Origin of the sequence: Staphylococcus sp. HMSC036D05 (assembly GCF_001836225.1) — a bacterium.
Taxonomy (GTDB): Bacteria; Bacillota; Bacilli; order Staphylococcales; family Staphylococcaceae; genus Staphylococcus; species Staphylococcus caprae.
The window spans coordinates 818,605-841,863 of sequence record NZ_KV827781.1; the positions used below are offsets into that span (position 1 = coordinate 818,605).

The window sequence follows — 23,259 nt, forward strand, 5'->3', positions numbered from 1 at the left end:
CTCTACCACTGAGCTACTGCGGATTAATGTTATTTTATGTATCTCTATCAAGCACAAATATTATTATATCAATCTTGTTGAGTTTTTCAAGAGATATCTTAAAAAAATATACGGAACATTTACACTAATTTAATATTAACGTTCCGCATATTTTAAAAATAAACACACGAAGTTCAAAACAATTATTAATATTAAAATGCTAGAATTTACGGCTATTTTTCTTCAAAAAGAGAGTATCTAGATAAAGCTTCAAAAATATTTAATGAGGATTGATTATAGTCAATAGGTTGCTCAGGATCATTTGATTTCATACGCGCTTGCTTATCGACCATGTAGTAATAAATAATTGCATTCGTATATTGATGCCATAAACTATGATACGAAACATTTAATATAAACGATTCATTATTAGCAAATGTGATTTTACTTTTACGATTTTTAAGTTCTTTAATACTTTCAATATAATGCATGTTAATCCATATATTTTCTTCTTGTCGATCAGAATGAGTTGGGAAAAAGTAAGTTGGAAATAAAGGAGTAAGTAAAATAGGTGGTTTACTAGTAATACCAGTAATTCGATTAGTTTCAGACTTCTTGCTCAAATAGCTATTACCATAAAATTTGCAAGACCTTTCAATAATTCTTTGTACTTTAAAAGGACTCTCCTTTCTAGTTTTATCAAATCTAATAATCTCAGCTCCTGAAGTTTGTTGATATTCATCATACCTTGGGCGAATTAACATGTCACCTTTTCTAATAACATAGATTGATTCACTAAAATTAGTCATTTGATTACCTCACTTCACAAAAATATTAATTATTGTTACTATTTTCTTTTAATAATAATAACTTAATATTAGTTTATACGAAGCATAAATTAAATCAAGTTCTACTTTTATTTTCTTTTTACACATATTTCTTTCTAAATGTCAGAATATTCATTGATTTCAAAATACAAAAACTGTATACTACTCATATATAAATAAAAAAGAAAGGTAGTGATTTTTTATGAATCATAATACTAATGTTAAACACACTACTCTCGAAGACTTTGTGACCACTGTAAACGATTTAGGTGTTGAACTCGTTATCGATGAAGCACTAAGGGAAGCGAGAAAGAAACAACTTAAAACGCTTATCGATGAAGCACTTGTTAACAAAAATAAGGAAAATTTTATTCAGTATACAGAAGAATATAAAAAATTGGAGGCTTTTCTCAGTGAATAATTTAGATTCGAGTCACTCATTATAAAAGGTCTATTCCCTACTTAATTTAAGTTTGAGAATAGACCTTTTTAATATAATTAAGACATTAATCTAATAATTTCATATTTATCAATATCACCAAAATAGTGATAAAAGTCATAATTTGCTAATGCTTCTTCTAAATGTTCAAAATCATGTAAGCAACCTACAAGTGCACGCTCTAACTCAGTAATATCTCCTTCACCAAAGAAATCACCAAATATCTTAGCATGTTCTATACGACCTTTTTTAACATCCAATTTGATTTGTATGAACCCTTTTTCAAATTTTTCTTCACGCTCAAAATTATATTTAGGATTATTACCGTAATTCCACTCCCAAGTACGATATTTCTCATTGCTCAACCTTTCAATGTTATTCCAATCTTCATCAGTTAAAACATATTCTTCTACTTCATTTTCCCCAAAAATAGTTTTAAGAATAATTTGTTTAAATTCATTAATGTCTAAAGGTTCTTCTAAAAACTCATCAATATTAGCAACACGCTTTCTAACTGATTTCACACCTTTAGATTTAATCTTAGCAGGATTAACTTTCAAAGCATTTTGAACTTCGTCTAATTCACAATTTAACATCAACGTACCATGGCTGAACATTCTATTTTTCACTTTCACCATAGCATTTCCCGAAATTTTAGCTTCTCCCACTTGAATATCATTTCGTCCTGTCATTTCAGCGTTGACACCAAGTGATTGTAAAGCTTGAACAATCGGCATTGTGAATTTTTTGAAGTTGTGGAAACTATTACCATCATCATCAGTAATAAAACTAAAATTTAAATTTCCAGTGTCATGATAAACTGCACCGCCACCAGATATACGTCGAACGACATCAATTTTATGTTGATCAATGTACGCTTTATTAACTTCTTCTATCGTATTCTGATTTTTACCTACGATAATTGAAGGTCTATTAATATAGAATAAGAAATAACTTTCCTCAGATGGAAGATTTTTAAGAACATATTCCTCCATTGCTAAGTTTAGTGTGGGATCAGTAATATTATTATTACTAATAAACTTCATAACATTCCTCTCCTTAAAAAGTCTCTCTATATGCCCTTACCCTAGTTATGAATGATTTATAATAAAATTTCCAATTATATACTCATTTATGTCTTACTTTTCATAATTAAATCTGCAAATAGAGTTTTTTTAAAGATATTAGTTTATTTGTTATGTAAATTTTAGTACAATATTACCTAGCTATGATTTAAGGGAGGACTCATTATGACTGTTGCAGAAGTAGGTAATATTGTAGAATTTTATGATGGTTTAAGAGGCCGTGTTGAGAAAATTAATGACAATTCTGTTATTGTAGATTTAACAATCATGGAAAACTTTAATGAACTAGATTTACCTGAGAAGACTGTCATTAATCATAAGCGATATAAAATCGTTGAACAAGAAGGTTAATTATAATGAAAAATGTTTCTAAAGCTTTAATTTGGTTTATTATAAGTTTCATCGTATTTCACGCTATTTTATTTGTGATGTGGGGTGAACACCAAGAGTACTGGTACTTATATACTGGCATTATGCTAATAGCAGGAATAAGTTATGTGTTTTATCAAAGAGACATTGCATCAAAACGTTTATTAACTTCAATTGGGATTGGTATAATTACAAGTATTGTACTTATTATTGTACAACTTATTTTTTCACTTATTTCATCAGATTTATCATACGCATCGTTAATTAAAGAATTATCTAGAACGGGTGTTTATTTTAAATGGCAAATGCTCGTCACTTTATTGTTCGTGATTCCATGTCATGAATTATATATGAGAACCGTCTTACAGAAGGAATTAATTCGATACAAATTACCTAAATGGTTAAGCATACTTATAGTCGCAATTTGTTCAAGTTCCTTATTCATTTATCTAGATAACTGGTGGATAGTATTCTTTATATTTATAACTCAATTAATTTTATCAGCAAGTTACGAATATACTAGACGTATAGCTACAACTTCTATTGCTCAGATTGTTGCTATAATATTATTATTGATTTTTCACGGATAAAAAGCATTTCTTAGTCTGATTACTTTAGGCTAAGAAATGCTTTTTTAATGAAGTAAATTTACCTCGTGTCTCGTTGATAATAGTGACGGGTTTATTTAAAGGTTAACTTTAAAATTATTTTCAACTTTTACATCATAGTTTGTGTTTTTTAAATTGTTTCTAATCAAGCCACCCATAGTTTCTCCATATGTTTCATGAATGATTGCATCTTCTAAATATTCTTTATAGTTTCTATAACAATAATCCGTCATAGTTATTCTATACATTCGTTCACTATCTAAGTCTTCTATTTCGACCCTATGATAAGGTTCTTTATTCATATCAACTGTATAATTAAAACCTTGCCAAAATGTAAATAAAGTTTCATCTACAATCGTTAAACTCAATGTTCCCTGTTCAAATTCAATATGAGAGTAACTATATTCAATGATGTCTTTGATATTTTTCCCTTTAACAGTTAAATCAACTGGTTTATCTGGATGAGGATAAGCATCATATAAATCTCTATTACGAATGACACCGTTTAACCCTTCTTCACCATTCTTAGGTATATGCACACAAGAAATTTTGTAATCATATGCATTCCTAATACCATCATGAAGTAATTGGGCAAATGGATGAGGCTTACAAATTATCTCCTCGATACCGTTAATTTCGAGATTAAATTTATTATTAGATATTACCTCGTCTGCCCAATATTCTACAGCCTTACGATCATAATACGTTTCTTTGAGTAATAACTCATCTTCTTCATAATTATTTAAATCTATGACTTTCGAATCTATATTATCAATTTCATATGAGGTCGTACGCTTTTTAAAGTGTATGGAGAGATGGACTAATTCTTCGGCATTTTGCCCCGCTTGAACATAAACTGTCTCATGATCTTTACCAACTACAGTTTGATGTTGATGTGCGGTAATAATTAAATCTATCACACCTAATTCTTCCATAATTTTTTCAGCTTCGTTTGCATTTTGTTCATTTCTTTTGTTTTGTTTGCTAATTTTATTGAGTCCGCCATGATAGATAACAATAAGGAAATCCGGTTCCTCTACTTCATGGATATATCTAATCCATCGCTTAGCAGATAATAACGTCTTTTCAATACTGACATCATCTTCCATTTCGGCATATTCATTTTTCATAAGTCCGTCCGCTGTTAATCCGACGATGGCTATTTTTAAATCATCGTAATTTTTAATTGTATATGGCGTTGAAAAATATGGCTCTCTAGTTACCGTATACTCTATATTCGCAGATAACCATGGAAATCGAGCCAATGCAACAGATCGCGTTAAAAATGATAGACCAAATTTAAATTCATTAGGACTTATACCACTAGCATCATATTGCATAGCATTCATTAATTTAATCATTGGATGTCGCTTATAAGGAGCGACAACTGCATAATAGAAAGCAGCAAGTGAACCGGCTAAACTTCCTCCGCTATCTAATAAAATGACATGTTTATTTAGTTTACGTGCATTTTTTACGTAAGTTCCTGCTCTGTAAATATTAGATCCATAATCACCATTTAAGAAGTGACTATGCATATCTGAAGTTGCGATGACATCTACAGTTATATTTTCATTCTTTTCCATCAGGCCACTCCTCTCAATAGATTAAGTTTAACATGGAAGCAGTATCGAGTGTTATTAAACTAATGGCCAATTATTAAGTTACGTAATGATTTTCAAGTTAAAATAAAAACACTTTCAGCAAAATAAAATATTTTACCAAAAGTGCTTTCATAATTTTTAACCAATTTGTATACGTTCTTTAGGATAGCTATATTTATCTGGTTCTTTACGTCCTGCAAGCATGATAATGAATGAAATTAAGCCAACACGTCCTATAAACATAAGAACCATTAATACAATTTTAGTTATATTACTAATGTTGTCAGCAGTCGCACCTAGACTCAGTCCACAAGTCCCAAAAGCTGACATGACTTCAAAGAACACTTGTAAAAATGATAACTTACCTTGTTCAGTGGCTGATATCACAATCATACTTATAAACGTTAAAATTGATGCCATTGTAAATACTGCGAAGGATCTTTGGATATCCATAATGTGAACTTCCCTATTAAATGCCTTTATAGCTGTTTTATCAGCAGTATTATTAAAATTAATCACAAAAAGTATAAGAATTGCAAAGGTAGTCGTTCTAATTCCTCCCCCAACTGAACTTGGAGAGGAACCAATAAACATTAATATACTCATAATAATATTCGTTGCATCACTGAAATGCGATGCATCTATTGTTTGTAAACCAGCACTTCTAGTAGTCGCTGACTGGAATAATGAATAGAATAAAGATTGATGCCAACTTAATCCCTTAAAAGCATGGTTATGTTCAAGTAAGAAAATTGATATAACACCAAATACAAATAAAAATAAGTATGTAGACGTTGTAATTTTAGTAAATAATGAGAACCTAAAATTAGTAACTCTATTCTTTAAATACGCTTTTAATTCTAATAGCACGGGAAATCCAATTGACCCTAATACAATTAAGAACATCACTATGGTTTGAACAAAGTAGTCTTTGGCATAGGGTACAAGTGATTGACCAGTAATATCTAGACCACCATTGGTCGTTGCTGAAACTGAAACAAATATTCCCTGCATAAAAGCATTTTTCAAGTCAGGATTATCTCGATAAAAATAAAAAGCTAATAATAATCCTCCTACAAGTTCAATCACAAATATTGTTCTTACAATTTCCAAAATCAGTTTAACTGTACCACTCATTGTATCCTTATTATTATCTAACATAATAAGTTGACGTTCTCTTATACCAATGTGTTTGCCTAAAACTACCCATAACAGTGTACCGATGGCCATAACACCAATTCCACCAATATTTAAGATAACTAATATGATAATTTGTCCAAACGTAGAATAAGTGTCTCCAATACTTACTGGAGATAACCCTGTCACACTAATTCCTGAAACTGCAACAAATAATGTATCAATAGGATTAACATTTACACCAGGTTTATGCACATAAGGTAGATTTAATAATAAGAATGCAACCACAATTGCGAAGAGATAATATAGTACAATCCCTTGTTGAGGACTCGATTTCTTAAGTAATTGACTTAAAATAGACATAGATTTCACCTCAACGTTTATTTCAATTTAATTTTGATATTTTTTTCTGAACCATTTCTGTATATTTTAGCTGTTAAAGTTTTTAAATCGTCTTTATGACTAAATATTATCTGTCTGTAACGTAGATTATCTTCAACAGTTTTACCATCTAATTCTACTATTACATCATCTTTTTTCAAGCCTGATTTTTCACCTAAACCATTTTTTTCAACGTCTCCAATTAAGACACCGTTGTTTACATTAGAAGGTAAATTTGAAGAATTACGTTCTGACTCATCCATATCTGCTACATTTTTAATTTTAATGCCAGTATTCGGATATTTTACTTTTCCTTTATCTTCTAATTGTTGCGCTATTTTACGTACATCATTAATTGGAATAGCAAAAGCCATGCCCTCGACATTTTCCATATCAATTTTTAAAGAAACTATACCGATTAGCCTACCATCTTTATCAACAACTGCGCCACCTGAATTACCAGGATTTACAGGAGCATCAATTTGAAATGCTTTCATTAATACATCATAACTACCATTTTTATCTATATCTACAGGTACATGACGGTCTAAACCTGAAATAATCCCCTTAGAAACACTGCCTTTAAAGTCTACACCTAATGGATTGCCCACGACTAAAATAGATTCACCTAATACTAAATTATTTGAATCTCCCATCGTAATAGTTTTGATACTATCGTCTGAAATTTTAGCTTTAACCACAGCTATATCTGACCATTTGTCTTTACCAATGACTTTACCTTCAACTGATTTATTATTACTATATGTAACTTTCTGTTTTTCTTTGTCACCTACAACATGTGCATTCGTTAAAATATAAATAGAGTCGTCCACTTTTTTGTAGACGACACCTGATCCAATTTCATTATCTGAGCCAGATTTACTTTTTGGTACAGTAGTATTATTTGATAAATCATTTTGAACAGTGACTACTGATTTGACAGTGTTATTCGCATTCTTCATTGTTGTAGTATAATTTTTATTCGCCCCATTAAATGCACTATCATTTGTGTGATCATTTTTATTTACTGTAGTAAAAATAGCATTAAGTATTAATAACAATAAGATGATTCCTATAATAATCAGTAATTTAGGCCAATGTTTTTTAAAGAATGAGGTAATCACATTTATAATGTGATCAAAATGATCACCTTTGTTTTCGTGATGTTGATTATGTGAGGTCTCTTGTGATGAATGATTATTGTCCTTTTCAATATTTTGATTTGTAGATTCTGTAGATTGATTATTTATAGGTGAGTAAGGTTTTTTATTTTCATGTTTACTTTTTTCTGCTGTCTTGTGATTTTTTTCTGGTCCATTACGTGTAGCTGAATCTTTATGAATCTCATTTTTATCACGAGTTATTTCTTTATTATCCACTATATCTGCTTTAGATGACTGTGGTTGATTTCCTTCATCCTTAGAAAGATTATTATCTTTACTATCTACATCTTGGTGATGATTTGTTATTGAATAAGGTACCTTATTTTCTCTATTGTCTTTATTTTGCGCAATTTGACTATGTTCTTTATTATTTCGTTGGTCTTCTGGTAAATTTAAACCATCTTTAGTTTTGTTAGTTTCTGACTGTTCTAACCGACTTTCTGGTAATTCTTGATTTTCACCATTTTGTCTTTCCTGAGCTAACTCATGTTGCTGTTGAATTTCTTCCTGAGTTAATTTCTCTATTCTAGCTTTACGTAAGTTATCTTTCACACGCTCTTCATTCATCTTAGATTGTTGCTGTGCTTTTTCAACTTTTTTCTCTTGTGCTTCACGTTCTCGTCTTATACGTTCTTCTCTTTCTTCATTATGAAAAAATTCTCGTCGTTTACGACGATACTGGCTACGGGGTATGACTTGCTTTTTATCATTATCCACTTGATGACCCACTCCTAAAATTACTTTGATTCGTATGATATGTAAAAAAATATATATAAGTTATTTCTAAGCTTTTCCAAATTCATAATGATTTAGTTCATAGTTTAAATTCTAATATTTAAACTATAAAACTGCAATGTTCAACACAACAAAGTTAAAAAGAAACTCCACTCAAATTTTAAGTGAGTGGAGCATTTCAAAACTAATATCATTACTTTTGATTCTTTTTATTTTTAATTACAGAAGTAAACCATCCTATAAGTACTAATAAAATAAGTACCGCCCAGAAGATTGACTGCCATAGTGCCCCGTGTGGAAATTCTTCAGGTAAGACACCAATATCAGGATGTGCCAGTACCATTACTACTAGCTTAATACCAACCCATCCAACAATCGCGAATGCTGCACCTTCTAAACCAGGGTATTTGTTTAGAAGTTCAACAAACCAATTAGCAGCGAATCTCATGAGAATGACACCTATCATACCACCTAAGAACATAACGATAAATTGGCCTAAATCCATTCCACCGAAATGGATGCCCATCTTAGGTAACGTCACCGCAATAGCTAGGGCTGCTAACATAGAATCAATTGCGAATGCTATATCAGCAAATTCTACCTTGAAGACTGTGCCCCAAAAAGCTTTAGGTCCAACCTTCTTTTCATTACCTGATTCATCATAGTGGTGGTCATCTCCCGTTTCTTTATGATGCTCTTCGTCAGATTTATGGAAGAAATCCCATAAGTTTTTAATAGACATATAAATTAAATAAATTGCACCAATTGCTTGGATCCACCAGAAATTCGCAATAATACTAATTAAGAATAAAGCAATAAATCTAAATATAAATGCACCTAATAAACCATAAAACAATGCTTTTTTACGTTGCTCTGGTGGTAAATGTTTGACCATCACAGCCATAACAATTGCGTTATCAGCTGCTAATAATCCTTCTAAGAACACAAGTACTACAAGCACCCATAAATAAGGTAAAATCAAACTTGGATCCATAGTGGACAACTCCTTTTATTTCGAAATACAAATAAAGAGACCTATGCTATATCCTAGCAAAGGTCTCACTAAGCAATAGTATTGCCCACTTTACCGGAAGACTTACCTTCGTAATGACGATAAAGTGTTAAATAGTATTCTACTAATCACTTTGATTAGCATTTACTATCCTCAAGTTACTCCCCTCTGACAAACGTGTCATAGGTATTCATTTGTTAATAATAGTATACATAGTTTGTATAACTAACTCAATCTAAATTATATTAAATTCGTTATATACTTTCCTTAAAGATACCCATTAAATACCCTTCAAAATGAAAGTTAAACTTACAACTTATAATAAACTGTATAATTTAATATCAGGGAACTTTTCTTCAAACCATCTTGTCGCAAATTCATTTTCAAATAGGAACACGTAATTATCGTATCTGTCTTTCACAAGAATTGAACGTGACGTATTCATGTTGTCTTTAATATCTTCTTCATTTTCAATCCAACGTGCAATTTTACGTCCAACCGGTTCCATTACTACATCTACATTGTATTCATTCTTCATACGGTGTTCAAAAACTTCAAATTGTAATTGTCCCACAGCACCAAGAATGATTTGATTGGTATGTAGTGTTTTATAGTATTGAATTGCACCTTCTTGCACGAGCTGTTCAATTCCTTTATGGAAATGCTTTTGTTTCATCACATTTTTAGCAGAAACTTTCATAAATATTTCAGGTGTAAACTGTGGTAAATCTTGGAAACTATATTTCTGTTTACCACCAACCAGTGTATCACCGATTTGATAATTACCTGTATCGTATAAACCAATAATATCTCCCGCTACTGCGTGGTTAACTGTTTCTTTATCATCCGCCATGAATGATGTAGAACGTGTGATCTTTTGTTTTTTACTCGTTCTTTGTAATGTGACGTCCATACCTCTTTCAAACGCACCACTGACAACACGCATGAAGGCAATTCTGTCACGATGTTTTGGATCCATATTTGCTTGAATTTTGAAAATAAAACCTGAAAAATCAGTATCAAATGGACTTACTTCAACCTCTTCATTTGTTTGACGTGCATTTGGCATAGGCGCGTGATCAACATATGCATTCAAGAAGTTTTGCACACCAAAATTAGCTAAAGCAGAACCAAAGAAAACTGGTGTAAGTTCTCCGTTTAATAACGCATCATTGTCAAAGTCTTCACCCGCTTCTTCTACAAGCATCATTTCTTCAATTGCTTGTTCAAAAGCACTATCATTTTTTATCTCATGATTTTCTTCTAGTTCATAATCTTCGTTTAGATGTAATAAATTCTCTTCATCTCTGAATGGTTCAATTGTTTTAGATTCTCTATCAATAATGCCGAAAAAGTTTTGTCCCATACCTATAGGCCAATTCATAGGATACGTTTCAATATTTAAAGTTTCTTCGATCTCATCTAATAACTCAAACGGCTCTTTACCTACTCGGTCGAGCTTATTTATGAAAGTAAAAATTGGAATGCCTCGCATTTTACAAACTTTAAATAATTTAAGTGTTTGAGGCTCAATCCCTTTCGCACAGTCAATGACCATTACAGCACTATCCACTGCCATTAATGTACGGTACGTATCCTCAGAGAAGTCTTCGTGTCCTGGTGTATCTAAGATATTAATTTTATAGTCATCATAATCGAATTGCATCACAGAACTTGTAACTGAGATACCACGTTCTTGTTCTACTTTCATCCAGTCACTTGTTGCGAATTTTCCTGACTTTTTACCTTTAACAGTACCTGCTTCTCTTATCGCACCACTGAAGTATAACAATTTTTCAGTTAAGGTCGTTTTACCAGCATCGGGATGTGAGATGATGGCAAATGTTTTTCTAGACTCTACTTCTTCCTTTAAATTCATTCATTTATTCTCCTTTTAGTTTGTTGCGATTAATTCACAAATGTCGCGTGCAAGTGCGTCCGCTTCATTTTCCGTATAAAAATTAAAAAATTGCATTAATAGTTCTTCATGAATTTCATCTTTAGACATTTCAATAGGCAGTTCAACAGACCAGTATATATCTGGAATCGCGATCATCATAACTTCCTTATCTACATTTTGGTAAAAATAGACATTCATTCTTAAACTATTATGGCAAAGTTGCTTAATCTTCAACAGGGCCACCGCCAAATTTCTTATACGCAGCTTCTAATCCGATTAAATCATCTCTATGCGGCACTTTCACATGTCCTGGCATGATTTGATAAGGTTCTCTACCTTTAGAGGCTAATACGACAGTATCGCCAGGTTCAGCTACATCTATTGCATGTCTAATGCCTTCTGCACGATCGTCAAATTCCACATAATTATCATGTGTAGCGCCTTTAGCCAATTCGGCTGTAAGCATTTTAGGGTCATCGTTAGCAGGGTTGTCTGGAGTAAAGATAACATAATCTGCACGACAAGCAACACTACCCATTTCTGGAGTTTTAGTCATATCTCTTTCACCAGCCATGCCAACTAAGAATATTAATTTTTGTTTTACAAATGGTTGCACAGCATCAATTAATTTATTCATTCCGTCTGCAGTATGTGCATAGTCAATAATTAAATCGATTGGTAATGATGGGTCAAGCACTTCTAAACGGCCTTCCACAGGTTCTAAAGAAGTTACAGCATTAATAATTTCTTCCATTGTGGCACCTTTACTCCATACCGCAATGATAGCTGCCATAATATTAGAAATGTTGAAACGCCCAACATATGGTGACTTCACATGATAATCTCCGAATGGTGTACTCAAATCAAACTCGACACCTTGAAGAGATTCATTAATATTTTTAGCCATAAATTGTGCTTCGTTATCTATACCATATGTAAATACTTCATAAGGCGTGACACTTGCTAAGTAACCTGAAAAATCATCGTCATTATTCAACACAACATATTTTTCTTTAGATAAGTCTTCACCGAGTTGGCTAAATAATAATGATTTAGCATGACCATATGCTTCCATTGTGCCATGGAAATCCAAATGATCTTGAGTTAAATTTGAGAAGATAGCTACATCAAATTCAACGCCTCTTAAGCGTCCAAGAGATAAACCATGACTAGACACTTCCAACGTCATTGCTTCAGCACCCTCATCCACAGCTTCTTTAATTTTCTTAGTTAAAGAGACCGTTTCTGGTGTAGTGTTTGCACCTTTCGTTTTCTTTTCATTAATTTGGAATCCATTTGTTCCTAAATATGCACTACTTTTATTTAACTTTCTATAAATTAAATGAATCATCGTAGCAATTGAAGTTTTGCCGTTGGTACCTGTCACACCGTATGTTGTTAATTGATGACTCGGAAAATCAAATAACGTATGGGCAAGCAAACTCGCAACACGTAAAGTGTCAGGAACAATGACTTGTGTCACGTCTCCCTCAAGTTCTAGTTCTCTATTCACGACAACAATACGACATCCTTGTTCAATGACATTTTGACAAAATTTATGACTATCGACTGTATATCCTTTAGAAGCAACGAATATACTTCCTTCTTTGGCTGTACGTGAATCAGTAGTAATATCATCTACATTTATATCTAACGTTCCAATTACGTTTTTTACTCTTATTTTTTCGAACAACGCACTTGCATTCAAAATGTATCGCTCCTTTTTTTACAATAATTCTATTATACACGTTTTGTGAGTGTTGATAAATTTATTCTTATTTGTGCAATTCAATGTGTTCCAAATGAATTCTTCAATATTTAGTATTATTTCATTTTAACTATCTATATATGATTTTAATGTTAATATGAAGCTATTTTATTAAGCTAAAGTAAAAATATCTTTAAAATATTTCCATAACCCTTTTCATCCCGATACAATTTCTACAAATAATGCTAGTATGAAAATAGGTTAAGAAATTATAAAGATTTTGCTAAGATACTTTTGAGTTACAACGAATTTTTATTTGAGTAATTTAAAACTTATTTTGAAGATGAGTATGGTATAATGCATAAATAAAAATTTTAGTTATTTAGTTTGCATAGTAGTTAAACTATTTAAAAAGTGTTGCACACTGCATTTATAGTGGATGATTGCTAAGATTTATTGTCGCTTAATTCCTTTTATAATGTATGAAAATACGTTACACTTATTATAAATTTTAAAAATTAATGGAGGGTGGCTATAAATGGTTACTCAAAATAAAAAGATATTGATTATTACTGGCTCTTTTGGTAACGGTCATATGCAAGTCACGCAAAGTATTGTCAACCAATTGAATGAAATGAACCTCGATCATTTATCAGTAATACAACATGATTTATTTATGGAAGCTCATCCAATTATGACTTCTATATGTAAAAAATGGTACATCAATAGCTTTAGATATTTTAGAAATATGTATAAACGTTTTTATTATAGCCGCCCTAACGAGCTTGATAAATGTTTTTATAAATATTATGGATTAAATAAGTTAATTAATTTACTTATTAAAGAGAAACCGGACTTAATCTTATTAACATTCCCTACACCAGTGATGTCAGTATTAACAGAACAATTCAACATTAACATCCCAATTGCCACTGTCATGACTGATTATCGTATGCATAAGAACTGGATTACTCCGGATTCGCAAAGATATTACGTAGCTACAAAAGATACGAAACAAGATTTCGTAGAAGCTGGTGTTCCAGCCTCTCATATTAAAGTTACAGGTATTCCAATTGCAGATAAATTTGAAGAACCTATCAATAAAGAAGCTTGGTTAGCCAAACATCATTTAGACCCGAATAAACCTACGATTTTAATGTCAGCTGGTGCATTCGGCGTATCTAAAGGGTTCGATTACATGATTAATGAAATATTAGATAAGAGTCCTCACTCTCAAGTGGTGATGATATGTGGGCGTAGTAAAGAACTCAAACGCTCATTAAAATCAAAATTTAAAGATAATCCAAGCGTTTTAATTCTTGGCTACACAAATTATATGAATGAATGGATGGCTTCAAGTCAGCTCATGATTACTAAACCAGGCGGGATTACAATTTCCGAAGGATTAACAAGATGTATTCCGATGATTTTCTTAAATCCTGCTCCTGGACAAGAACTTGAAAATGCTCATTATTTCGAAGAAAAAGGATTCGGCAAGATTGCAGATACACCTAATGAAGCAATCAATATCGTATCCGATTTAACCAATCATGAACATAAATTGGAAAATATGACTAATCAAATGCGAGAATCAAAGGTAAGTTATTCAACTCAAAAATTATGTAGAGACTTATTAGACTTAATTGGTCACTCATCACAACCTGAAGAAATATACGGAAAGGTTCCTTTATATGCAAGATTCTTCGTTAAATAATTATTCTAATAACAGAAATTTCGTTATTATGTTAGTTATTTTATTCTTAATGGAATTTGCACGAGGCATGTACATACTAAGTTATATTAACTTCTTACCTACTGTGACGTCGATTGCAATTGCAATTACTTCATTTGCATTTTCCATTCATTTTATAGCTGATGCAGCTACGAACTTTGTCATTGGTTTCTTACTCAAGAAATTTGGTGCCAAAGTGGTACTTACTGCTGGCTTTTTACTCGCATTTGTAAGTTTATTTTTAGTGATTTGGTTTCCAGCCTCACCTTTTGTAATTATCTTTAGTTCAATTATGCTGGGTATTGCTGTGAGCCCTATATGGGTGATCATGCTGTCTAGTGTCGAGGAAAATAATCGTGGCAAACAGATGGGCTATGTTTATTTTTCATGGTTACTTGGTTTATTAGTCGGTATGGTTGTAATGAATTTATTAATCAAATTACATCCGACTCGATTTGCATTTATGATGTCATTAGTTGTTCTTATAGCTTGGATTTTATATTACTTTGTTAACATTAAATTAACTAACTATAATACTAAACCAGTTCCCGAGCAACTTAAACAAATTGTAGATGTAACAAAACGCCACCTTGTTTTATTTCCCGGGATATTATTACAAGGTGCAGCTATAGCAGCACTAGTCCCAATTTTACCTAAATATGCTACTAAAGTAGTTAAAGTTTCTACCGTTGAATATACTGTTGCTATCATTATTGGCGGTATTGGTTGCGCAGTTTCAATGTTATTTTTATCGAAGATTATTGACAATAACAGTCGCGGATTTATGTATAGTATTATTTTCGGTGGATTCATCTTATATACTATCCTAATATTCGGACTATCAATGGTAACTAATATTTATATCGTATGGGTCATTGCCCTGTTTATTGGATTAATGTACGGAATTTTGTTACCAGCGTGGAATACGTTTATGGCTGGACATATTAACCCCGACGAACAAGAGGAAACTTGGGGCGTATTTAATAGTGTTCAAGGTTTCGGATCTATGATAGGTCCTTTAATCGGTGGTTTAATTACACAATTTACAAATAGTTTAAATAATACATTCTATTTTTCAGCTTTAATCTTTATATCGCTCGCTGTATTTTACGGTTATTACTTTATTAGTGGTAAACAAAACTCCAAATCATAATAGATCACTAAAGCGTTCAGAATTTTTGAGTTCTGAACGTTTTTCTTTTATCTTAGTAAAAAAGAAAGCTAAGACATGATTATCTCAGCTTTCTTTAACATATTGGCAATAAATGTCTGAATTGGGATAGCGCTTAAACAAAGCTTCTTTCAATCATAGCCATCCTTGCCGACAATTCCCAACATAGAGAATTTCTTTTTTATGAAATTCTGTAAATAATGCAAGTTGGATGTGGAACAACAAAAATAATTTGCCAAATGAAATGTCTGCCCCACTTCCATATATTTTTATTATCCTAACTTAAATGTCTCTATTACTGACCATTTATCGTCTTCTTCACTATATTGTAGTAAAGAAAGTTCACTAATTGTTTCTTTATGATCTACCCCTGCTAATTTAACTTGACCATAAATATCTTCGAACTCTTGGCTTGAAAGGCCTTGTGCAATTGTAAAATGCGGAACAAAAGTATGTTCAGCTTTACCATAAAACTCGTCAGTGTTAAATTGATCGAATAATTTTTCTAATGAATCAGTTTTTGCCACTTTGAAGTAAATCACATTTGTTGTTGGAGCAAAATTTGAAGCTTTTGTCGCATGTACATCGACAGGTTGAATGTCGCTAATACGTTTTTTCACTTCTTCTTTAATAGAATTTAATTCATTATCGTCGATTTCAAATTGAGATTTAATTGTAATATGAGGCATAATTTGCGCATAATGCGTATCATAACGCTTACGGTATGCATTCACCTCATCTTGAAATGACTCAGACGGAACTAATGCTAATCCTAAAATCATTTAAATTCCTCCTTTGTTTAACATATTTCCATTATATCAAAATTTTTTGAAAACCGTTACTTTAAAAGTGAAAACAATTACATTTTAGAAATTTCTACATTTAAGATATTTACTTTTCAAGAAACTTCTAAATCATTTTTATAATGTTAAATATATCTTTTAAAACAAGAACTTAATCTGGAATAACATCGCTTAAGAAATATTTTAAGATATCTCCTAACATAGGTTTCCACGATTTCCAACTATGACCGCCTTCAAATTCAGTATAATAATAATCCATATCATAGCCTTTAATGAGCTCAGAAAGTTCTCTATTTGGTGTGAGAAAATTAGCTCTTTCACCATTAGTAGGTAAAGTAAAATCTTCTTCCTCTAAACCAATTGCATGCCATAAAGTAAGTTGCTTTCTATCATCACAACTTTCTAATTTCTGTTTAATATTTTGGTTATACATCGGGCTTAACATTGCAACCTGACTGAAAATCGTCGGATACGTTAAAGCTGTCATTAAAGCAATACTACCAGCCAAACTGTCCCCGATAAGTAATCTAGCGTTACCTACTTTATAAGTTGGAAAAGTAGAGTCAACATACGGCAGAATCTCTTTACCAACAGCTTGTACTGTTAGATGAGAACGGCTTCCAGAAGGATGGAATTCTTCTCTACGTTTATCAACATCTTCATAATGAAATCCTACAATAATTGCTCTTTGTATGTCATTATCCTTTCTCAATTGTTCATAAGCACGTTGTATTCTACCAAATCTTAAGAAATCTAATCCATCAAAACATAAAATAACTTGATACTTAAATAGTTCTGTATACTCCTCTGGCAAATAAATGGAGAGCGTTACATCTCTATCTAAAATATCACTATGTATTACCTTTTTATTTATCTTTCCAGCATTAAACTCTGTCATATATGAGCCCCCTCGTCGTAGTAGTATTATTGTACCAATACTTAAACTACTTTTAAATTCTTGAAAATCAATTTAACGATTGAATATCATGTTTAAATCACATTTTAAAAATCAAAGTCGTTTACTAAATCATGTTCATTGTTCAAATCATATTTTCTGATTCTCATCATTCTTAACGATGACTAGGAAAGCATTTTTCTCTTTTTAAAGATAGGTTTTTAAGATATACTTATTAGGAATAAATAAATGAAACGTAATAGGAGGAAAGAGGTTTATGTTCAATAAAGTTTGGTTCAGAACTGGCATATTTTTCATCATGCTGTTCATACTCATCAAACTATTTATGGAAGTACACAATGTATTTACACCAATTGCTACAATTATCGGCTCTGTATTCCTTCCATTCTTAATTAGTGGTTTTCTATTTTACATATGTTTACCATTTCAAAATTTGCTTGAAAAGTGGGGATTTCCACGATGGGCAAGTATTCTAACAATATTTATCGGTTTAATAGCAATCATTGCTATTGTAGTTTCATTTATCGCACCGATTATTATTTCCAATATAAATAACTTAATCAAACAAACACCAGCATTGCAAAAAGAAGCTGAACATCTCATCAACTTCTCTTTAAAACAAATGGATAAACTACCTGACGATGTGACACACCGCATTAATAAAGCTGTTAGATCTATGGGTGATGGTGTAACTTCAATCTTATCTAATTCAGTCACATATATCACATCATTTATTTCAACAGTTTTCTTATTAATCATGGTGCCTTTCTTCTTAATCTATATGTTAAAAGATCATGAAAAATTCATTCCTGCTATTGGTAAATTTTTCAAAGGTGAACGTAAAGTATTCGTAGTAGATTTACTAAAAGACTTAAACTTCACTTTAAAATCTTATATCCAAGGTCAAGTAACGGTTAGTGTCATACTAGGTATCATTTTATATATTGGTTATACTATCATTGGATTGCCTTATACGCCGTTACTAGTATTATTCGCCGGCGTAGCTAACTTAATTCCTTTCCTAGGACCATGGCTATCATTTGCGCCTGCCGCTATTCTAGGTATTATCGATGGACCAACAACATTCATTTGGGTATGTATTGTAACTTTAGTTGCTCAACAACTTGAAGGTAATGTAATTACGCCTAACGTTATGGGTAAATCTTTAAGTATCCATCCTCTAACAATCATTGTTGTGATCTTGGCAGCAGGAGATTTAGGTGGCTTTACTTTAATTCTTATCGCTGTACCATTATATGCAGTACTTAAAACATTAGTTAGCAATATATTTAAATATCGCCAACGTATCATTGATAAAGCGAATAGCAATGTTAAAGATTAACAATAACTTGATATATAAACACCACTTACCTTTTCGTAAGTGGTGTTTATTTGAATAAAGAAAAAGCGGTTGAGCTTGCAACTCAACCACTTCACACACTTCAATATTTAAATGAAGTTATTATTTAATTGCGTGGAAACCACTATCAACGTGGATGTTCTCACCAGTTACACCGCTTGATAAATCACTTAATAAGTAAGCTGCTGTTTTACCAACCTCTTCTTGATCCACATTACGTTTTAATGGTGCACGTTCTTCAATTTCTTTAAGAATTGTATTAAATCCGCCTACACCTTTTGCACTTAAAGTACGAATAGGACCAGCTGAAATAGCATTCACACGGATATTATCTTCTCCTAAATCTAAAGCTAAATATTTCACATTAGCTTCTAAGCTTGCTTTAGCAACACCCATCACATTATAGTTTTGAACCGCAAATTCTCCACCAAGATAAGTTGTTGCGACAATGCTACCGCCTTCAGGCATCAATTTCTTAGCTTCGTGTGCAACAATTGTTAATGAATAAGAACTAATGTCTTGTGCAAGTAAGAAACCGTCACGAGATGTTTCAGAGAAACGACCTCTTAAATCTTCCATATTAGCGAAAGCAATTGAATGATATACACCATCAATGTTACCTACTTCTTCACCAATTTTAGCAAAACCATTGATAACGTCTTCATCACTTTGCACATCAATTTGATATAAATGATGTTCAGATTGATTTAATTGTTCTAATAATTTTTCTAATTCTTTGCGACTACGATCTTTACGATATGTAAATACTAATTTCGCACCTAATTTGTCTAATACTTTAGCAACGCCAAAACCGATACTACGTTTATTCGCAATACCCATAATGACATATGTTTTATTCTCCAAATTTAACATTGCAGTATAACTCCTTAATAATAAAATAATTAATGTTTATTTATGGTTAAAAACCAACTTCATTTATAACCTATTTACCATATACAGTTTAACACTTTTAGTACCTGATAATAAAGTGATTTAGCATGCCACGAAAGACTTATACTCAACCCTACTTAAAAGAACTGGCGCATTTTATCATGCACCAGTTCGTTAACTATGGGTTATTTGAATTTAATAATAAAATTCTAATTCTTGTTTAAGTTCATCAACATATTCTTTTGATCCTGTAACAATTAATCGGTCTTTATAACGCAATTGTGTATCACCATGAGGCACTATGGATTCGTTATTACGTAAAATTCGAACAAATATAATGTCTCCTCCGAATGGGAAATTACGTAATTGAATATTTTCATATTGATGATTTAACATTTGAATTTCATATAGTGATGTTTCCACATTACTTAAAAGATTTAACATATTCGGTGTTTCAATTAAACCTTTTAATAATATTTTATTACTAAGGTAGTTACTGAATACTTCAATACCTTGTGCTTTAATTTCAGCATCTTCGTTTGAATTTTCTAATCTACAAATCACACGATTCACTTCATGCTTCTTAGCCATTAAAGCAACTTTTCTATTAATTTCATCATCATTCGTTGCGCATACCACAATATCTCGTTCAAAAAGTCCTAAACGTTCTAGTAAGTCTTCTTCATAATCAGAAATCTCTACCATTGTAATTTCATCTGATAATTTTCTACTGTCACTTAAATCCTTTCGATAATAAAGTGATATATCATACAATTGAGAGGTCAAATTCTGTGCAATTGGAATTGTTAACTGGTTCTTACCAATTAAACTCACTTCTATGCGACGATTAACTTCATTTGGAATTGGAAACATTTTTTTGAAAATAATCGGCACAAAAACGCATGTAATGACAGCACTTAAAATTAAAATGCCTGACGTTTCCGCTGAAATTGTTTTGAGTTGCTCTGCAATTTTTGCTGCTGCAATAACTAATGAAAGTGTAGAAGTTAATAAAAATGCTGAAGCAATCGTCGTTTTTGTATCAAACCAACGCTTGATAAAGAATACTGGTATAAGTTTTGAAACGATAAAAGCTAAAATAAGTACAGGAATAATTAAAAGTATCGATGGTTCTTTAATTAAGGACGGAATATTTAAGTCCACACCCACCATAATAAAGAATATCGGTATAAAGAATCCGTAACCGAAAGAATCTAACTTTTCTACCATTTCTTCATCTGGATTAAGTAAAGACACGACTACACCTGCTAAGAATGCGCCTAGTATATATTCAGCGCCTACGCCCTCAGCAAGAGCTACTAGTAAAATAATCAATGCAAAAACTGCACGAATCCCTATTTGTGTCGTCCCATCCATTAACTTTTGTAAAAACGACATTCTTTTAAATAGTCCACCTAATATGTAGAAAATGACAGTGAAAACGATTAATATACCAGTTAACCAAATCGTACTACCACCATGACCGTTGATAGCACCATAGATCGTTAATAAAATCATTGTAACTAAGTCAGCCAAAACTGCGACTAATAGTATGAATTGACCTATCGTTGTACGCATAATATTCATTTCTTTAAGTGTCGGAACCACAACGCCTAAAGATATGGTAGATATTATGATTACCATTAATAGTACGTCATCTACTAAACCTAACCACTTGAATATGTAGGCTAAAATGATTGAAATAAGCATGATAAAACCAAATACAGTTAATGCTAGGTTTAAATGACTCGGTATATGTGTTTCTTGTTTATTTTCACCTTGTCTTGAACGGGAATCCTTTTTAAAAGCCTTGAAATCAATTTCTAAACCGCTTAAAAACATTAAAAATATAAAACCTAATGTAGATAAAATATTAAGTACCGAATCTCTCTCTACTATGTTGAGAAGAGAATGGCCAATGATAATTCCCATCAAAATCTCTGCCACAACGACAGGCAAGAAATTAATATTAAGTCGGTTAACGATAATTGGAGTTAAAAATGCAGCAACAACTACAATAACTAATGATAAAAACTCCATGAGACCTCCTAAGTTAAATATGACATAAATGAAGTTGCTAAACCGAAATAAATTAACATACTGACAATATCATTAATTGTTGTAATAAATGGACCACTTGCAACTGCTGGGTCAATTTTAAATTTATTCATAAGAAGCGGAATCATTGAACCTACTAATGTACCCACTGTCATAGCACAAGTTAGACTTCCACCTACAATAAGTGCTAATAACGGTTGTCTGTATATAACTACAATAATTAAGAAAAGTACAATAGCACAAATGAGTCCAGATAAAAATCCACTACCGGCCTCTCTTAATGCAATTCTAAATTTACTTTGTTCATTTATTTCTCCAGTTGAAATATTACGTACTGAAACGGCTAACGATTGAGTACCTGAATTTCCAGACATCCCACTAATAATAGGTATAAACGCAGCTAATAAAGCAACCTTCGATAAAGTATCTTCGAAACTACCTAGAATTGTTGCCGTTATCATCCCTAAGAACGTTAAGACGATAAGCCACGGAAGACGTTTAGTCGCAGTTTTTACAACAGAATCACTTGTAGAGTCTATATCAGAGACACCGGCTAAACGTGAGTAGTCTTCACTAGCCTCTTCATCCATGACATCTAAGATATCGTCTATAGTAATGATACCTAATAAATGATTTTGGTAATCTACAACTGGTACTGCGATAAAGTCATAATCTCTCATAACTTGTGCAACGTTTTCTTGGTCATCAGCGACATTTACACTAATGACACGTTCACTCATAACATCTTCTATATATGAATCATTCTCCGCAACAATTAAGTCTCTTAAAGAAAGTACTCCTACAAGTTGACCTGCTTCATTCACAGCGAAGATAACGTAAATTGTTTCAGCATCTGGAGCTTGTTCCTTAACATGCATCAGTGCTTCTTTAACAGGTGTCGTAGTTTTAAGAGAAATATATTCTGTAGTCATGATACCGCCGGCGGTATCTTCTTCATAATGTAATAAAGCTTTTATCTCATTTGCTTCATCTTTATCCATTAGTGTAAGTAAGCTAGCGACTTTAGATTTAGATAACTCATTTAAAATATCTACTGAGTTATCATAAGACATTTCTTCTAAAACATGACTTGCATACGTAGCATTAATCTTATCAAAAAGGTCTTCGTAATCTTCATCGTCAATATCTAATTGATCGAAGAAATTTGCTACTTCTTTCGGAGATAAAAACTCAAATATTTTTTGTCTTTTATCATCGTCTGTATCCTCAAAGTACTCACTTTGTTCGTAATTGTGCATAGATAAAAATTCATCTCTAAACTGATCTATATCATTTTCATCTAATAATCTATCTAATAATTCTTCATTATATACGTCTTCACGCACATTCTCTTTAGTCTCTGCGTCGTTAGACATTCATT

Annotated in this window: 19 protein-coding genes, 2 pseudogenes and 1 riboswitch; of the genes and pseudogenes, 6 read left to right on the top strand and 15 right to left on the bottom strand. The window is 31.9% G+C overall.

Annotation, left to right across the window (positions count from 1 at the left end; all coding sequences use genetic code 11):
* Window positions 1-212 precede the first annotated feature (212 nt).
* A complete protein-coding gene (locus HMPREF2580_RS08460) occupies window positions 213-788 on the bottom strand; it encodes a competence protein ComK (protein WP_002441902.1) in 576 nt (191 codons plus the stop codon).
* A 220-nt stretch (window positions 789-1,008) separates the two neighbouring features.
* Here HMPREF2580_RS08460 and HMPREF2580_RS08465 point away from each other — a divergent pair, with 220 nt between their 5' ends.
* Window positions 1,009-1,227 carry an IDEAL domain-containing protein gene (locus HMPREF2580_RS08465; protein ID WP_070831970.1) on the top strand — a complete coding sequence of 73 codons (219 nt, stop codon included), beginning with the start codon at window positions 1,009-1,011 and terminating at the stop codon, window positions 1,225-1,227.
* 77 nt (window positions 1,228-1,304) lie between these two features.
* Here HMPREF2580_RS08465 and HMPREF2580_RS08470 read toward each other — a convergent pair whose 3' ends face one another.
* Window positions 1,305-2,291 (bottom strand): lipoate--protein ligase, encoded by a 987-nt coding sequence (locus tag HMPREF2580_RS08470; RefSeq protein WP_002441899.1) that lies wholly within the window; start codon window positions 2,289-2,291, stop codon window positions 1,305-1,307.
* A gap of 204 nt (window positions 2,292-2,495) precedes the next feature.
* Here HMPREF2580_RS08470 and HMPREF2580_RS08475 point away from each other — a divergent pair, with 204 nt between their 5' ends.
* Window positions 2,496-2,681 carry a YkvS family protein gene (locus tag HMPREF2580_RS08475; protein ID WP_002433441.1) on the top strand — a complete coding sequence of 62 codons (186 nt, stop codon included), beginning with the start codon at window positions 2,496-2,498 and terminating at the stop codon, window positions 2,679-2,681.
* Window positions 2,682-2,686: 5 nt separating this feature from the next.
* Complete coding sequence (locus HMPREF2580_RS08480) at window positions 2,687-3,289, top strand: CPBP family glutamic-type intramembrane protease (RefSeq protein WP_002441897.1); 603 nt, start codon at window positions 2,687-2,689, stop codon at window positions 3,287-3,289.
* Between the two features lie 95 nt (window positions 3,290-3,384).
* On the opposite strand, the gene HMPREF2580_RS08485 is transcribed toward HMPREF2580_RS08480, so the two are convergent.
* The 8 genes and pseudogenes from HMPREF2580_RS08485 to HMPREF2580_RS08515 all read right to left on the bottom strand — a co-directional run bounded on the left by HMPREF2580_RS08485 (window position 3,385) and on the right by HMPREF2580_RS08515 (window position 12,947).
* Window positions 3,385-4,893, bottom strand: coding sequence for a bifunctional metallophosphatase/5'-nucleotidase (locus HMPREF2580_RS08485; RefSeq protein WP_070831973.1), 1,509 nt, complete (start codon window positions 4,891-4,893; stop codon window positions 3,385-3,387).
* Window positions 4,894-5,049: 156 nt separating this feature from the next.
* On the bottom strand, window positions 5,050-6,411 hold the full coding sequence (locus tag HMPREF2580_RS08490; RefSeq protein ID WP_002441893.1) for a TrkH family potassium uptake protein: 1,362 nt from the start codon (window positions 6,409-6,411) through the stop codon (window positions 5,050-5,052).
* 17 nt (window positions 6,412-6,428) lie between these two features.
* Window positions 6,429-7,544: pseudogene (locus tag HMPREF2580_RS12540) on the bottom strand (S1C family serine protease); the annotation flags it as partial.
* A gap of 536 nt (window positions 7,545-8,080) precedes the next feature.
* Window positions 8,081-8,309, bottom strand: a pseudogene (locus HMPREF2580_RS12545) (serine protease); the annotation flags it as partial.
* A 211-nt stretch (window positions 8,310-8,520) separates the two neighbouring features.
* Complete coding sequence (locus HMPREF2580_RS08500; protein WP_002441889.1) at window positions 8,521-9,321, bottom strand: TerC family protein; 801 nt, start codon at window positions 9,319-9,321, stop codon at window positions 8,521-8,523.
* Window positions 9,322-9,392: 71 nt separating this feature from the next.
* Window positions 9,393-9,518: riboswitch (yybP-ykoY riboswitch) on the bottom strand.
* Between the two features lie 137 nt (window positions 9,519-9,655).
* Window positions 9,656-11,218 (bottom strand): peptide chain release factor 3, encoded by a 1,563-nt coding sequence (locus HMPREF2580_RS08505; protein ID WP_070831979.1) that lies wholly within the window; start codon window positions 11,216-11,218, stop codon window positions 9,656-9,658.
* A 15-nt stretch (window positions 11,219-11,233) separates the two neighbouring features.
* Window positions 11,234-11,473, bottom strand: a complete 240-nt coding sequence (locus HMPREF2580_RS08510; RefSeq protein ID WP_070831982.1) for a YueH family protein — start codon at window positions 11,471-11,473, stop codon at window positions 11,234-11,236.
* A complete protein-coding gene (locus HMPREF2580_RS08515; protein WP_070831986.1) occupies window positions 11,463-12,947 on the bottom strand; it encodes a UDP-N-acetylmuramoyl-L-alanyl-D-glutamate--L-lysine ligase in 1,485 nt (494 codons plus the stop codon). The genes HMPREF2580_RS08510 and HMPREF2580_RS08515 overlap by 11 nt, the downstream gene beginning before the upstream one ends.
* 538 nt (window positions 12,948-13,485) lie before the next feature.
* Between HMPREF2580_RS08515 and HMPREF2580_RS08520 the strand changes: the two genes are divergently transcribed.
* Window positions 13,486-14,661 carry a diglucosyl diacylglycerol synthase gene (locus HMPREF2580_RS08520; RefSeq protein WP_070831988.1) on the top strand — a complete coding sequence of 392 codons (1,176 nt, stop codon included), beginning with the start codon at window positions 13,486-13,488 and terminating at the stop codon, window positions 14,659-14,661.
* Window positions 14,639-15,832 carry a lipoteichoic acid biosynthesis MFS flippase LtaA gene (gene ltaA / locus HMPREF2580_RS08525; protein WP_002441879.1) on the top strand — a complete coding sequence of 398 codons (1,194 nt, stop codon included), beginning with the start codon at window positions 14,639-14,641 and terminating at the stop codon, window positions 15,830-15,832. Before HMPREF2580_RS08520 ends, ltaA begins: the two co-directional genes overlap by 23 nt.
* A gap of 290 nt (window positions 15,833-16,122) precedes the next feature.
* Here ltaA and HMPREF2580_RS08530 read toward each other — a convergent pair whose 3' ends face one another.
* Together HMPREF2580_RS08530 and HMPREF2580_RS08535 are read right to left on the bottom strand one after the other, a co-directional pair.
* Window positions 16,123-16,632, bottom strand: a complete 510-nt coding sequence (locus HMPREF2580_RS08530; protein ID WP_002441877.1) for a YjcG family protein — start codon at window positions 16,630-16,632, stop codon at window positions 16,123-16,125.
* Window positions 16,633-16,804: 172 nt separating this feature from the next.
* Window positions 16,805-17,551 (bottom strand): esterase family protein, encoded by a 747-nt coding sequence (locus tag HMPREF2580_RS08535; protein ID WP_002441875.1) that lies wholly within the window; start codon window positions 17,549-17,551, stop codon window positions 16,805-16,807.
* Between the two features lie 274 nt (window positions 17,552-17,825).
* Here HMPREF2580_RS08535 and cozEa point away from each other — a divergent pair, with 274 nt between their 5' ends.
* On the top strand, window positions 17,826-18,911 hold the full coding sequence (cozEa, locus tag HMPREF2580_RS08540; protein WP_044466316.1) for a lipoteichoic acid biosynthesis protein CozEa: 1,086 nt from the start codon (window positions 17,826-17,828) through the stop codon (window positions 18,909-18,911).
* A 120-nt stretch (window positions 18,912-19,031) separates the two neighbouring features.
* Here the strand turns inward: cozEa and fabI are convergent, their stop codons facing one another.
* From fabI to mgtE, 3 genes are all read right to left on the bottom strand, one after another.
* A complete protein-coding gene (gene fabI / locus HMPREF2580_RS08545) occupies window positions 19,032-19,802 on the bottom strand; it encodes an enoyl-ACP reductase FabI (protein WP_002441867.1) in 771 nt (256 codons plus the stop codon).
* Between the two features lie 213 nt (window positions 19,803-20,015).
* The gene (locus tag HMPREF2580_RS08550) at window positions 20,016-21,860 is read right to left on the bottom strand and encodes a monovalent cation:proton antiporter family protein (protein ID WP_070831992.1); all 1,845 of its coding nucleotides are present in this window, start codon (window positions 21,858-21,860) and stop codon (window positions 20,016-20,018) included.
* Window positions 21,861-21,868: 8 nt separating this feature from the next.
* Window positions 21,869-23,254 carry a magnesium transporter gene (mgtE, locus tag HMPREF2580_RS08555; RefSeq protein WP_070831994.1) on the bottom strand — a complete coding sequence of 462 codons (1,386 nt, stop codon included), beginning with the start codon at window positions 23,252-23,254 and terminating at the stop codon, window positions 21,869-21,871.
* Window positions 23,255-23,259 lie beyond the last annotated feature (5 nt).